The following is a 12,745-nucleotide window of genomic DNA, read 5'->3' as shown; positions in this document are numbered from 1 at the left end:
TGGCGCGCCGCTGGGCGGGCGCCCGGTTTCCCGGGCGCCCGCTACGTCCTCAGAGGTTGTAGCCGCGCTCGTTGTGCTCGGACAGGTCGAGACCGACGGTCTCCTGCTCCTCGCTGACGCGCAGACCGACGACCATGTCGACCACCTTGAGGATCACGAAGGTGACGATGGCGGTGTAGACCACGGTGAACAGCACGCCCTTGAGCTGGATCCACAGCTGCAGGCCGATGTTCTCCACCTCGCCGAAGCCGCCCAGGGCCGGTGCCGCGAAGGCGCCGGTGAGGATGGCGCCGACGATGCCGCCGACGCCGTGCACGCCGAAGGCGTCCAGCGAATCGTCGTAGCCGAGCTTGCGCTTGAGGCTGGTGGCGCAGAAGAAGCACACCACGCCGGACACCAGGCCGATCACCAGGGCGCCCGCCGGACCGGCGGTGCCGGCGGCCGGGGTGATGGCGACCAGGCCGGCGACCACGCCGGAGGCGATGCCCAGCGCGCTGGGTTTGCCGTGGGTGAGCCACTCGGCGAACATCCAGGCCAGCGCGGCGGCGGCGGTGGCGATCTGGGTCACCAGCATGGCCATGCCGGCGGTGTCGTTGGCGGCGATCGCCGAGCCGGCGTTGAAGCCGAACCAGCCGACCCACAGCATGGCGGCGCCCATCAGGGTGTAGCCGAGGTTGTGCGGCGCCATGTGGGTGGTCGGGTAGCCCTTGCGCTTGCCCAGCACGATGCAGGCCACCAGGCCGGCGATACCGGCGTTGATGTGCACCACGGTGCCGCCGGCGAAGTCGAGCACGCCCCAGTCCCACATCAGCGCGCCGTCACCGGCCCACACCATGTGCGCGATCGGCGCGTAGACCAGGGTGAACCACACGGTCATGAAGATCAGCATGGCGGAGAACTTCATGCGCTCGGCGAAGGCGCCGACGATCAGCGCCGGGGTGATGATCGCGAAGGTCATCTGGAAGGTGACGAACACGCTTTCCGGGAAGGCGCCGATCAGGGCCTCCTTGGTCAGCTTGCCGAGGAACAGGTTGGAAAGGCCACCGACGAAGGAGCTGAAGTTGGTCACTCCAGCCTCCATGCCGGTGGTGTCGAAGGCCAGGCTGTAGCCGTAGACGAACCAGAGGATGCTCATCAGGCCGGTGATGGCGAAGCACTGCATCATCACCGAAAGAATGTTTCTGGAGCGGACCATGCCGCCATAGAACAGGGCCAGACCGGGAATGGTCATGAACAGGACCAGAGCCGTGGCGGTCAGCATCCAGGCTGTGTCGCCGCTGTTCAGGGTCGCTCCTTCGGCCGCCAGGGCCAGGCCCGGGCTGACGACAGACAATAGGGCTCCTAGCCCTGCGATCTTGCGCAGAGTCATGTGTTACTCCTGGGGCGTTGGGGTTCGGTGGAGTAGTAGGTAGCGCGGTGCGGTTAGATCGCGTCGGTGCCGGTTTCGCCGGTACGGATGCGGATGGCCTGCTCCAGGTTGACCACGAAGATCTTGCCGTCACCGATCTTGCCGGTGTTGGCCGCCTTGGTGATGGCGTCGATGACCGAGTCCAGCTGGTCGTCGGCGACGGCCACCTCGATCTTCACCTTGGGCAGGAAGTCGACGACGTATTCGGCGCCGCGATACAGCTCGGTGTGGCCCTTCTGACGGCCGAAGCCCTTGACCTCGGTGACGGTAATGCCCTGCACGCCGATTTCCGACAGCGACTCGCGCACGTCGTCGAGCTTGAACGGCTTGATGATGGCGGTGACTAGCTTCATGAAAGTTTCTCCCGTAATGGTGGACTTGCCCCAGGAACAACGAACCCATGACAAGTCTAAGCGCAGAGTCCGACGTTTGTAACAGGTGGCAGACGCCGCGCAGGCTGGATTCAACGTCGGCCGGCGGCTGCTGGCGAAGCACTCCCCTGCCTCGCCCTGCCCGACGCTCTTGCACCCGGGCACCGGCTGTACAGGCATAAGCAGAATCCTTGCCAGCTTTTCGCATTTGCTGTTTTTTCAGGGAGTTATCCCGCCACCCGGGCGCGCCAGGGGGGCCGCCGCCGTTTTTTGCACCATAACGGTGCGAAACGCCCGCAGCGAAGGGCAAAAAACGCCCAGCGCGCCACCATTCCCTCAGCGGAACGCACCATGGAAGTGCGCAACCGGCGCGCCGCCACGCACCCCTCTGGAACGTCGCTGCCCTGCGCGCACGTCGCAGGTGCGACGACGCCTTTGCTAGACTGGCCGCTCCCGTTGATGGAAGACCGCCATGCTGCCGCCCAAAGCCGTTCTCGACCTTCTCGCCAGCCAGACCAGCCGCCTGTTCGGCGCCGACTCGCCGCTGCCGCGCCCCGAACTGGAGGCCCAGTTCAAGGCCCTGCTGCAGGGCGCCTTCGCCAGACTCGACCTGGTCGGCCGCGACGAATTCGACGCGCAGATGGCGGTGCTGGCCCGCACCCGCGCACGCCTGGAGGCCCTCGAGGCCCGGGTCGCCGAACTGGAAGCCCGCCTGGAGCCGCCGCAGCCGTAAGCGCCGCCCCGGGACACCCGATCAAGGAGCGATCATGTCCCTCGCCATCGTCCACAGCCGTGCCCAGCTCGGCATCGACGCCCCCGCCGTCAGCGTCGAGGCCCACCTGGCCAACGGCCTGCCCTCGCTGACCCTGGTCGGTCTGCCGGAAACCGCCGTGCGCGAAAGCAAGGACCGCGTGCGCAGCGCGATCCAGAGTTGCGGCTTCGACTACCCCAGCCGGCGCATCACCCTCAACCTGGCCCCCGCCGACCTGCCCAAGGACGGCGGCCGCTTCGACCTGGCCATCGCCCTCGGCATCCTCGCCGCCAGCGGCCAGTTGCCCGCCGCCAGCCTGGAAAACCTCGAGTGCCTCGGCGAGCTGGCCCTCTCCGGTGCCCTGCGCGCCGTGCGCGGCGTGCTGCCGGCGGCGCTGGCCGCCCGCGCCGCCGGGCGCGCCCTGCTGGTGCCGCGCGCCAACGCCGAGGAGGCCGCGCTGGTCTCGGGACTGACCCTGTACGCCGCCGAGCACCTGCTGGAAGTGGCCGCCCACCTGGCCGGGCACAGCCCGCTGGCGCCCTGGACCGCCCGCGGCCTGCCGCCCCCTGCACCGATACGGGGCGACATCGCCGAGGTGCAGGGCCAGCTGGCCGCCAAGCGCGCCCTGCTGGTGGCCGCCGCCGGCCGGCACAATCTCCTGCTGAGCGGAGCGCCCGGCACCGGCAAGACCCTGCTGGCCAGCCGCCTGCCCGGCCTGCTGCCGCCGCTGACCGAGGCCGAGGCGCTGGAGGTGACCGCCATCCACTCGGTGGCCGGCCTGGCGCCGCAGGGCGGCTGGCCGCAGCGGCCGTTCCGCCAGCCGCACCACAGCGCCTCCGGGCCGGCGCTGGTCGGCGGCGGCACGCGCCCCAAGCCCGGCGAGATCAGCCTGGCCCACCATGGCGTGCTGTTCCTCGACGAGCTGCCGGAGTTTCCCCGCCACGTCCTCGACGTGCTGCGCCAGCCGCTGGAGAGCGGCGAGATCGTCATCGCCCGCGCCCAGGACAAGCTGCGCTTTCCCGCACGCTTCCAGCTGGTGGCGGCGATGAACCCCTGCCCGTGCGGCTACCTCGGCGATCCCGAGCAGCGCTGCCGCTGCACCCCGGAGCAGGTGCAGCGCTACCGCGCCCGGCTGTCCGGCCCGTTGCTCGATCGCATCGACCTGCACCTGGCCGTGCGCCGCGAGCCGACCCGCCTGCACGCCAGCGGCGAGGGACCGGACAGCGCCACGCTGGCCCGGCAGGTGGCCGCCGCTCAGGCGCTCCAGTTCGAGCGCCAGGGCTGCGCCAACGCCCACCTCGACCTGCCCGGCCTGCAGGCCCACTGCGCCCTCGCCGAGGCCGACCGCCTGTGGCTGGAGGGCGCCGGCGAGCGCCTGCGCCTGTCGCTGCGCGCCCTGCACCGCGTGCTCAAGGTGGCGCGCACCCTGGCCGACCTGGAAGGCCTCGCCGACATCCGGCGCGCCCAGCTGGCCGAGGCGCTGCAGTACCGGGCGAGCGGCGAGCCCGGCTGAGGCACCCGGCATGCATATGACAAAGCTATCAGGAGAATCTAATCCTTCATAAAAAGCTATCGAGCTGGTAGGGTGGTCGACTCCGCGGACCGCGCGGGCGCGCCGCGCCCGGGATTGGCGCTCGGCGCCGGCGCGGTCCAGTCTGTTCCGATACCCGCCCCTGGCGGCCATCCGATCACAAGGAGAGCCTGCTCCATGGAAACTTCCCCGCGCCCCGCGCGCACCCTCAACCCCCCGGTGTTCTTCGGCTCCGCCATCCTCATCTTCGCCCTGGTGCTGTTCGCCGTAACCCTGCCGCAGACCGCCCAGGCCCTGTTCGGCCAGGTGCAGAGCTGGATCGTCGGCAACGCCAGCTGGTTCTACGTGCTGGCCGTGGCGCTGATCCTGATCACCGTGGTGTTCCTCGCCGTCAGCCGCTACGGCGACATCAAGCTCGGCCCCGACCACAGCCGCCCCGACTACAGCAACACCACCTGGTTCGCCATGCTGTTCTCCGCCGGCATGGGCATCGGCCTGATGTTCTTCGGCGTCGCCGAGCCGGTGATGCACTTCGTCGCCCCGCCGGTCGGCGAGCCCAACAGCGTGCAGGCCGCCCGCGAGGCGATGAAGCTGACCTTCTTCCACTGGGGCCTGCACGCCTGGGCGATCTACGCCATAGTCGCGCTGATCCTCGCCTTCTTCTGCTACCGCCACGGCCTGCCGCTGACCCTGCGCTCGGCGCTGTATCCGCTGATCGGCGAACGCATCCACGGCCCCATCGGCCACGCGGTGGACATCTTCGCCATCCTCGGCACGGTGTTCGGCGTGGCCACCTCGCTGGGCTACGGCGTGCTGCAGATCAACAGCGGCCTCAACCACCTGTTCGGCCTGCCGGTCGGCACCGCCGTGCAGATCGGCCTGATCGTCGCGGTCACCGCGCTGGCCACCCTGTCGGTGGTCACCGGCCTGGACAAGGGCATCCGCATCCTCTCCGAGCTCAACCTCGGCCTGGCCGTGTTCCTGCTCTTGCTGGTGCTGCTGCTCGGCCCCACCGTCTACCTGCTGCAGACCTTCGTGCAGAACACCGGCAGCTACCTGTCGGAGATCGTCAGCAAGACCTTCAACCTGTACGCCTACGAGCCGACCGACTGGCTGGGCGGCTGGACCCTGCTGTACTGGGGCTGGTGGATGTCCTGGTCGCCGTTCGTCGGCATGTTCATCGCCCGCGTCTCGCGCGGGCGGACCATCCGCCAGTTCGTCTGCGGCGTGCTGTTCGTCCCCGCCGGCTTCACCCTGCTGTGGATGACGGTGTTCGGCAACGGCGCCATCCACATGATCATGCAGCAGGGCCTGACCAGCCTGGCCGCGACGGTCGACCAGGACAGCTCGCTGGCGCTGTTCGCCTTCCTCGAGCAGTTCCCCTTCGCCTCCGTGCTGTCGACGGTGGCGGTGCTGATGGTGGTGGTGTTCTTCGTCACCTCGGCCGACTCCGGCGCGCTGGTGGTCGACATGCTGGCCTCCGGCGGCAACCCGCACACCCCGCTGTGGCAGCGGATCTTCTGGGCCGGCTCGACCGGCGTGGTGGCCATCGCCCTGCTGCTGGCCGACGGTCTCAGCGCCCTGCAGACCGCCACCATCGCCAGCGCCCTGCCGTTCTCGATCATCCTGCTGGCCTCGATGTGGGGCCTGCTCAAGGCCCTGCATCTGGACGCCACCAAGCGCGTGCTGCGCCACCAGACCTCCGGCCACACCCGCCAGGCGCGCAGCCCCGGCGGCTGGCAGCGGCGCCTGCGCAACATGGTGATGTTCCCGCGCCGCGCCCACGTCAACCGCTTCCTCGATGAGGTGGTGCAGCCGGCCTGTCTGGCGGTGGCCGAGGAGCTACGCAAGCAGGGCCTGACCGGCGAAGTGCAGAGCGGCGACGACCACCGCGTGCGCCTGGAGGTGCGCCACGGCACCGAGGTCGACTTCGTCTACGAGGTGCATCCGCGCGCCTACGTGCAGCCGAGCTTCGTGATGCTCGAGGGCGACGAGGAGCGCAAGTACTTCCGCGCCGAGGTGCACCTGCAGGAGGGCGGCCAGGACTACGACGTGATGGGCTGGTCGCGCGACGAGGTGATCGACGACATCCTCGACCAGTACGAGCGGCACATGCACTTTTTGCACGTGGTGCGCTGAGGGGCGCGCCAGCCCCCCGGTCGCCGCCCCGTTCGGCGCACCGGGGCGGCCTGCTAGAATGCCGCCTTCCCCCCGCAGCCAGACACCCCTGCCCGCATGTCCCGACTCAATCCCCGCCAGCAGGAAGCCGTCCACTACATCAGCGGCCCGCTCCTGGTGCTGGCCGGCGCCGGCTCCGGCAAGACCAGCGTGATCACCCGCAAGATCGCCTACCTGATCCAGCAGTGCGGCATCGCCGCCCGGCACATCGTCGCGGTGACCTTCACCAACAAGGCGGCGCGGGAGATGAAGGAGCGCGTCGGCCACCTGCTGCGCGGCCGGGAGGGCGCCGGCCTGACGGTGTCGACCTTCCACAACCTCGGCCTCAACATCATCCGCAAGGAGCACGCCCACCTGGGCTACAAGCCGGGCTTCTCGATCTTCGACGAGAGCGACGTCAAGGCGCTGCTCGCCGACATCATGCAGAAGGAGTACCAGGGCGACGACGGCGTCGACGAGATCAAGAACCTGATCGGCGCCTGGAAGAACGACCTGATCCTCCCCGAGGAGGCGCTGGCCAAGGCGCGCAACCCGCGCGAGCAGACCGCCGCGATCGTCTACCTGCACTACCAGCGCACCCTCAAGGCCTACAACGCGGTGGACTTCGACGACCTCATCCTGCTGCCGGTCAAGCTGTTCCAGGAGCACCCCGAGGTGCTGCAGAAGTGGCGCAACCGGGTGCGCTACATGCTGGTCGACGAATACCAGGACACCAACGCCAGCCAGTACCTGCTGGTCAAGCTGCTGGTCGCCGAGCGCGCGCAGTTCACCGTGGTCGGCGACGACGACCAGTCGATCTACGCCTGGCGCGGCGCACGGCCGGAGAACCTGATGCAGCTCAAGGAGGACTTCCCCAGCCTCAAGGTGGTGATGCTCGAGCAGAACTACCGCTCGACCAGCCGCATCCTCAAGTGCGCCAACGTGCTGATCGCCAACAACCCGCACGTGTTCGAGAAGCAGCTGTGGAGCGAGATGGGCCACGGCGACGAGATCCGCGTGATCCGCTGCAGGAACGAGGAGGCCGAGTGCGAGCGCATCGCCATGGAGATCCTCACCGAGCACCTGCGCACCCAGCGCCCGTACAGCGAGTTCGCCATCCTCTACCGCGGCAACTACCAGGCCAAGCTGATGGAGCTGAAGCTGCAGCACCACCAGATCCCCTACCGGCTGTCCGGCGGCACCAGCTTCTTCGCCCGCCAGGAGGTGAAGGACCTGATGAGCTACTTCCGCCTGCTGGTCAACCCGGACGACGACAACGCCTTCCTGCGCGTGATCAACGTGCCGCGCCGCGAGATCGGCTCGGCCACCCTGGAGAAGCTCGGCAACTACGCCACCGCACGCAAGATCAGCATGTACGAGGCCAGCGACGAGATCGGCCTGCGCGAGCACCTCGACGCCCGCTACTGCGAGCGCCTGGCGCGCTTCAAGCACTTCCTCGACCGGGTGCGCCGCGAATGCGCCCAGGACGACCCGATCGCCGCCCTGCGCGGGATGATCGCCGACATCGACTACGAGAACTGGCTGCGCGAGAACAGCTCCACCGACAAGGCCGCCGAGTACCGGATGAGCAACGTCTGGTTCCTCCTCGAGGCGCTGAAGAACACCCTGGAGAAGGACGAGGACGGCGACATGACCATCGAGCAGGCCATCGCCAAGCTGGTGCTGCGCGACATGCTCGAACGCCAGCAGGAGGAGGAGGACGGCGCCGAGGGCGTGCAGATGATGACCCTGCACGCCTCCAAGGGCCTGGAGTTCCCCTCGGTGTTCATCATGGGCATGGAGGAGGAGATCCTCCCGCACCGATCGAGCATCGAGGCCGACACCGTCGAGGAGGAGCGCCGCCTGGCCTACGTCGGCATCACCCGGGCGAAGAAGAACCTCGCCATCACCTTCGCCGCCAAGCGCAAGCAGTACGGCGAGGTGATCGACTGCCTGCCGAGCCGCTTCCTCGACGAACTGCCGCCGGAAGACCTGGTCTGGGAAGGCCAGGAGGATGCCCCGGTGGAGGTCAAGGCCAAGCGCGGCAACAGTGCGCTGGCGGATATACGGGCGCTGCTCAAGCGCTGAGCATCAGGCGGCCGGGTCACCCTCGGCAGCCTCGACATCCGGGGCAGCGAACCAATCCCGCCGGCCGCACCCCGCTCCTGAGCGGGAGCCGGCCCTCGCCGGCCTGCCGCCGGATGCTTTCCGGCCCGGAGCCGCGCCTCATGCTTGCGCCCACTGGCCGCCGCGCGCCACAAGTGGTACGAAGGCATCAGCAACCACTCCGACAAACCACCCGCGAAAAAGGAAGGCCGCATGTTTCAATGGAGCCCGCGCTTCGCCATCGGCGAAGACACCGTCGACCGCGAGCATGAGCAGCTGTTCGTCATGCTCGACAAGATCGCCCGCGACATCGCTTCCGGCAACGAGAACGATCAGGAGCTGGATGCCGCCCTGGACGCCCTCCTCGACTACGCCAACAAGCATTTCGCCGACGAGGAGGAGATCATGCTGCAGCACAAGGTCGATCCCCGGCACATCAAGATGCAGCAGATGGCGCACAAGTCGTTCTTCTACGATCTCGGCAAGATCCGCAACCGCCCCGTCGACCTCGGCATCTCCCAGCACTTCGACCGGCTGGTCAGCTTCGTGACCTCCTGGCTGGTGTTCCACACCCTGCGCACCGACCAGGAACTCGGCGTCCAGCTGCGCGAGATCAAGGCGGGGCGCAGTCCCGAAGAGGCCTACGCGATCGCCGAGAACACCAACTTCAACGCCAACATCTACCGCCCGGTGGTCGAGGCGCTGGTCCACCTGTGGACCGACGCCACCGAGCGGGTGGCCTATCTGGAACAGGTCCTGGAGAACAACGGCCTCTCGGCCTGAGCGGCGCCCCGCGCGCGCTCCGCTCGGCCGGTGGACCCGGCCGCGCCAGGCAGGCCGCGCCGCGGCTGTGTAACAGGATGTGTTTCACCGCCCCGGCGCCTTGCCGGACGGGGGCGTGCATGCCTGCCGACAACCGTGCAGATCCCCAGGACATCGCTACACTTCAGTGCAGGATCGGCCCATTCGAGACAGAACGCCCGATGCCCGCAGCAGCGCCAGCCGCCCGACCCGGATGGCTGGCCATTTGCAGGCGGGCTGTGTAGGGTGAAAAACGGGTGTCCGCACTGCAGGTTGCAGGCGGACAGGTTTCTTGTGTTGGTCGGGCCGCCACACAGCCGCAGAGCATGAGCAACCATGACCCCGACCCCTTCCCGCAAGGCGCTGCCGGCTGCGCAGCGTATCGCCGACAAGGCCTTCAACGCCCTCGAGCACTTCCTGCACATCGAAGCCGTCAGCGGCATCGTCCTGCTGCTGGCCGCCGCCATCGCCCTGGCCTGGGCCAACTCGCCGGCCGCCGACAGCTACGCGCACCTCTGGCACCTGCCGCTGGGCTTCAGCCTGGGCGACTTCAGCGTTTCCCACTCGCTGCACTTCTGGATCAACGACGCGCTGATGACCGTGTTCTTCCTGGTGGTCGGCATGGAGATCCGCCGCGAGATCCACGACGGCGCCCTCGCCGACCTGCGCCAGGCCGCGCTGCCGCTGGGCGCGGCGCTCGGCGGCGTGGTCGCGCCGGCGCTCATCTACCTGGCCATCGCCGGCGGCGAGGGCCTGCGCCAGGGCTGGGCGGTGCCCACCGCCACCGACATCGCCTTCGCCGTCGGCGTGCTGGCCCTGCTCGGCAAGTCGATCCCCGGCTGCGTGCGCATCTTCCTGCTCGCCCTGGCGATCATCGACGACGTCATCGCCGTGCTGATCATCGCCCTGTTCTACTCGGGCGGTCTCGACCCGAACGGCTTCCTGATCGCCGGCGCCGGCCTGCTGCTGGTGCTCGGCTTCCAGGCCATCGGCATCGGCTCGGCCTGGGCCTACGTGCTGCCCGGCGCCCTGCTGTGGTTCGGCCTGCTGCACACCGGCGCGCACCCGACCCTGGCCGGCGTGGTGCTCGGCCTGCTGACCCCGGTGCTGCCGACGCGTGGCGAGGCTCCGCTGGACTCCGCCAGCCGCGCCCTGGAGGAATTCGCCGAGCGCGCGCGCAACGGCGAGAGCGATGCCCAGCAACTGATGCAGCCGGTCCGGCGGCTGCGCCACGCCCAGCGCGAGCTGCTGCCGCCGGTGGTGCGCGTGCAGCTGGCCCTGCATCCCTGGGTGGCCTACGGCATCATGCCGCTGTTCGCCCTCGCCAACGCCGGGGTGAACCTGGACGGCATCGACCTGAACGGTGGCGGTGCCACGGCGGTGATGCTCGGCGTCGCCCTCGCCCTGGTGGTCGGCAAGCCGCTCGGCATCCTGCTGAGCAGCTGGCTGCTGGTCCGCCTGGGCTGGTGCCGCCTGCCGGCGGGCATGAACTGGTCGTGGCTGGGGCTGATCGGCGTGCTGGCCGGCATCGGCTTCACCATGTCGATCTTCATCGCCACCCTGGCCTTCGCCGACGCCAGCCTGCTCGGCGCCGCCAAGCTGGGCGTGCTGATCGCCTCGGCGCTGGCCGCCTGTCTGGGCCTGACCCTGGGCGGCCTGCTGGTGCGGCGCGCCCGCGCCGCCAGGGCCGGCGCCAGCCGGGGCGACGACAGCTCCGCGCAGGCGCTGTCGAGCTGACCGCCGCTCAGCCGTGGCGGTTGCGGCTGGCCTGGACGATGCGCTGCGCCGGCACGCGCAGCTGCTGCATCAGGTAGGCGGCGAACTCCGGCGCGTAGCCCTGGCGGGCGACCGCCTGGGCCATGCAGTCCAGCCAGGCCTCGGCGAGCGCCTCGCCGATCGGCCACTGGGCGTGGAAGGCGGGGATCACGACCGGACCGTACTTCTCGGCGAACAGCTTCGGCCCGCCCAGCCAGCCGCTGAGAAAACAGGTCAGCTTGTCGCGCGAGGCCTCCAGGCTCTCCGGATGCAGGCGGCGCAGCTCGGCCGCGGCCGGCGACTCGTCCATGATCCGGTAGAAGTCGTCGACCAGGCGGCGCAGGCCGTCAGGCGCTGTCGAGCTGACCGCCGCTCAGCCGTGGCGGTTGCGGCTGGCCTGGACGATGCGCTGCGCCGGCACGCGCAGCTGCTGCATCAGGTAGGCGGCGAACTCCGGCGCGTAGCCCTGGCGGGCGACCGCCTGGGCCATGCAGTCCAGCCAGGCCTCGGCGAGCGCCTCGCCGATCGGCCACTGGGCGTGGAAGGCGGGGATCACGACCGGACCGTACTTCTCGGCGAACAGCTTCGGCCCGCCCAGCCAGCCGCTGAGAAAACAGGTCAGCTTGTCGCGCGAGGCCTCCAGGCTCTCCGGATGCAGGCGGCGCAGCTCGGCCGCGGCCGGCGACTCGTCCATGATCCGGTAGAAGTCGTCGACCAGGCGGCGCAGGCCGTCGATGCCGCCGGCGGCCTGGTAGGAGGCGTCGCCGACGCCGTAGGTGGGAGTGCTGCTCATCGGGCGTCCTCGGCTGCGGGGAAAGAGCGCATTCTAGCCTTTCGTCGCTCCTCGCCGGGCAGGGGGCCGCTGCGGTTAGAATGCGCGCCCCCCACCTGCGACCACCATCCGCCATGCACGCCGACGCCATCGCCACCCTGCAGCAGCAGCTCCTGACCGCCCTGGACACCGTGCCCGCCGAGGCGCGCCGCCTGTTCCACGGCCGCGGCCGGCGCTGGCCGGGACTCGAGCACGTCACCGTCGACTGGCTGCAGGGCGTGCTGCTGGTGTCGCTGTTCCGCGAGCCGGAGACGGACGGACTGCAGGCGCTGACCGCGATGCTGCTGGAGCTGGCCGACAGCGCCGCCTGGCGGCACAGCGGCGCGCACCACCTGCTGCTGCAGCACCGCTACCTGGCCGACAGCCGCATGGACTGGCTGCTCGGCGCGGAACTGGAGGAATGGCTGATCGACGAGGACGGCCTGCGCTACAAGCTCGACCTCGGCCGCAAGCAGAACAACGGCCTGTTCCTCGACATGCGCTACGGCCGGCGCTGGGTACGCGAGCAGGCCGCCGGCCAGCGCGTGCTCAACCTGTTCGCCTACACCTGCGGCTTCTCGCTGGCGGCCATCGCCGGCGGCGCCGCCCAGGTGGTCAACCTCGACATGGCCAGGGCCGCGCTCAGCCGCGGGCGCGACAACCACCGCCTCAACGGCCACGACCTGGCGCAGGTCGAGTTCCTCGGCCACGAGCTGTTCAAGTCGTGGGGCAAGGTGCGCAGGTACGGACCCTACGACCTGATCATCATCGATCCGCCGTCGTTCCAGAAGGGCAGCTTCGCCCTGACCAGCGACTACCGCAAGATCCTCCGCCGCCTGCCCGAGCTGCTCAGCGAAGGAGGCACGGTGCTGGCCTGCGTCAACGACCCCGGCATCGGCCCCGACTTCCTGATCGAGGGCATGGCCGCCGAGGCGCCGCAGCTGCACTTCGTCGAGCGCCTCGCCAACCCGCCGGAGTTCGCCGACATCCATCCCGACAGCGGCCTCAAGGCGCTGGTGTTCCGCACGGCCTAGGCCGCCGCCAGCGACGAACC

Annotated in this window: 11 protein-coding genes; 7 read left to right on the top strand and 4 right to left on the bottom strand. The window is 69.4% G+C overall.

The window, feature by feature from the left end; all coding sequences use genetic code 11:
- Positions 1-49: 49 nt before the first annotated feature.
- Both SK095_RS15825 and glnK read right to left on the bottom strand, forming a co-directional pair.
- On the bottom strand, positions 50-1,369 hold the full coding sequence (locus tag SK095_RS15825) for an ammonium transporter (protein WP_136491711.1): 1,320 nt from the start codon (positions 1,367-1,369) through the stop codon (positions 50-52).
- 53 nt (positions 1,370-1,422) lie between these two features.
- Entirely contained in the window at positions 1,423-1,761 is a 339-nt protein-coding gene (glnK, locus tag SK095_RS15820) for a P-II family nitrogen regulator (RefSeq protein ID WP_136491710.1), read from the bottom strand.
- A gap of 490 nt (positions 1,762-2,251) precedes the next feature.
- Here glnK and SK095_RS15815 point away from each other — a divergent pair, with 490 nt between their 5' ends.
- The 6 genes from SK095_RS15815 to nhaA all read left to right on the top strand — a co-directional run bounded on the left by SK095_RS15815 (position 2,252) and on the right by nhaA (position 10,862).
- A complete protein-coding gene (locus tag SK095_RS15815) occupies positions 2,252-2,512 on the top strand; it encodes an accessory factor UbiK family protein (RefSeq protein WP_136491709.1) in 261 nt (86 codons plus the stop codon).
- A 34-nt stretch (positions 2,513-2,546) separates the two neighbouring features.
- Complete coding sequence (locus tag SK095_RS15810) at positions 2,547-4,043, top strand: YifB family Mg chelatase-like AAA ATPase (protein ID WP_201485288.1); 1,497 nt, start codon at positions 2,547-2,549, stop codon at positions 4,041-4,043.
- A gap of 195 nt (positions 4,044-4,238) precedes the next feature.
- Positions 4,239-6,200, top strand: coding sequence for a choline BCCT transporter BetT (locus SK095_RS15805; RefSeq protein ID WP_320546816.1), 1,962 nt, complete (start codon positions 4,239-4,241; stop codon positions 6,198-6,200).
- A gap of 96 nt (positions 6,201-6,296) precedes the next feature.
- On the top strand, positions 6,297-8,306 hold the full coding sequence (gene rep, locus SK095_RS15800; RefSeq protein ID WP_320546815.1) for a DNA helicase Rep: 2,010 nt from the start codon (positions 6,297-6,299) through the stop codon (positions 8,304-8,306).
- A gap of 231 nt (positions 8,307-8,537) precedes the next feature.
- Positions 8,538-9,107 (top strand): bacteriohemerythrin, encoded by a 570-nt coding sequence (locus tag SK095_RS15795; protein WP_136490658.1) that lies wholly within the window; start codon positions 8,538-8,540, stop codon positions 9,105-9,107.
- A gap of 354 nt (positions 9,108-9,461) precedes the next feature.
- Positions 9,462-10,862, top strand: a complete 1,401-nt coding sequence (nhaA, locus tag SK095_RS15790) for a Na+/H+ antiporter NhaA (protein WP_320546814.1) — start codon at positions 9,462-9,464, stop codon at positions 10,860-10,862.
- A 7-nt stretch (positions 10,863-10,869) separates the two neighbouring features.
- Here the strand turns inward: nhaA and SK095_RS15785 are convergent, their stop codons facing one another.
- Together SK095_RS15785 and SK095_RS15780 are read right to left on the bottom strand one after the other, a co-directional pair.
- Positions 10,870-11,223 (bottom strand): group II truncated hemoglobin, encoded by a 354-nt coding sequence (locus tag SK095_RS15785; protein WP_320548914.1) that lies wholly within the window; start codon positions 11,221-11,223, stop codon positions 10,870-10,872.
- A 30-nt stretch (positions 11,224-11,253) separates the two neighbouring features.
- Complete coding sequence (locus SK095_RS15780) at positions 11,254-11,673, bottom strand: group II truncated hemoglobin (RefSeq protein ID WP_320546813.1); 420 nt, start codon at positions 11,671-11,673, stop codon at positions 11,254-11,256.
- Between the two features lie 113 nt (positions 11,674-11,786).
- Between SK095_RS15780 and SK095_RS15775 the strand changes: the two genes are divergently transcribed.
- Positions 11,787-12,725 carry a class I SAM-dependent methyltransferase gene (locus SK095_RS15775; RefSeq protein WP_320548913.1) on the top strand — a complete coding sequence of 313 codons (939 nt, stop codon included), beginning with the start codon at positions 11,787-11,789 and terminating at the stop codon, positions 12,723-12,725.
- The last annotated feature ends 20 nt before the right edge of the window (positions 12,726-12,745 follow it).

Source organism: Pseudomonas sp. AN-1 (assembly GCF_034057115.1).
Lineage (GTDB): Bacteria > Pseudomonadota > Gammaproteobacteria > Pseudomonadales > Pseudomonadaceae > Geopseudomonas.
The sequence above is the reverse complement of the archived record's forward strand: the minus strand, read 5'-3'. Positions and strand labels throughout refer to the sequence as shown.

What these genes read in the sequence shown, in the direction of transcription:
- SK095_RS15825 (WP_136491711.1), bottom strand. Translation starts at nt 1,369, where the DNA reads ATGACTCTGCGCAAGATCGCAGGGCTAGGAGCCCTATTGTCTGTCGTC.
- glnK (WP_136491710.1), bottom strand. Translation starts at nt 1,761, where the DNA reads ATGAAGCTAGTCACCGCCATCATCAAGCCGTTCAAGCTCGACGACGTG.
- SK095_RS15815 (WP_136491709.1), top strand. Translation starts at nt 2,252, where the DNA reads ATGCTGCCGCCCAAAGCCGTTCTCGACCTTCTCGCCAGCCAGACCAGC.
- SK095_RS15810 (WP_201485288.1), top strand. Translation starts at nt 2,547, where the DNA reads ATGTCCCTCGCCATCGTCCACAGCCGTGCCCAGCTCGGCATCGACGCC.
- SK095_RS15805 (WP_320546816.1), top strand. Translation starts at nt 4,239, where the DNA reads ATGGAAACTTCCCCGCGCCCCGCGCGCACCCTCAACCCCCCGGTGTTC.
- rep (WP_320546815.1), top strand. Translation starts at nt 6,297, where the DNA reads ATGTCCCGACTCAATCCCCGCCAGCAGGAAGCCGTCCACTACATCAGC.
- SK095_RS15795 (WP_136490658.1), top strand. Translation starts at nt 8,538, where the DNA reads ATGTTTCAATGGAGCCCGCGCTTCGCCATCGGCGAAGACACCGTCGAC.
- nhaA (WP_320546814.1), top strand. Translation starts at nt 9,462, where the DNA reads ATGACCCCGACCCCTTCCCGCAAGGCGCTGCCGGCTGCGCAGCGTATC.
- SK095_RS15780 (WP_320546813.1), bottom strand. Translation starts at nt 11,673, where the DNA reads ATGAGCAGCACTCCCACCTACGGCGTCGGCGACGCCTCCTACCAGGCC.
- SK095_RS15775 (WP_320548913.1), top strand. Translation starts at nt 11,787, where the DNA reads ATGCACGCCGACGCCATCGCCACCCTGCAGCAGCAGCTCCTGACCGCC.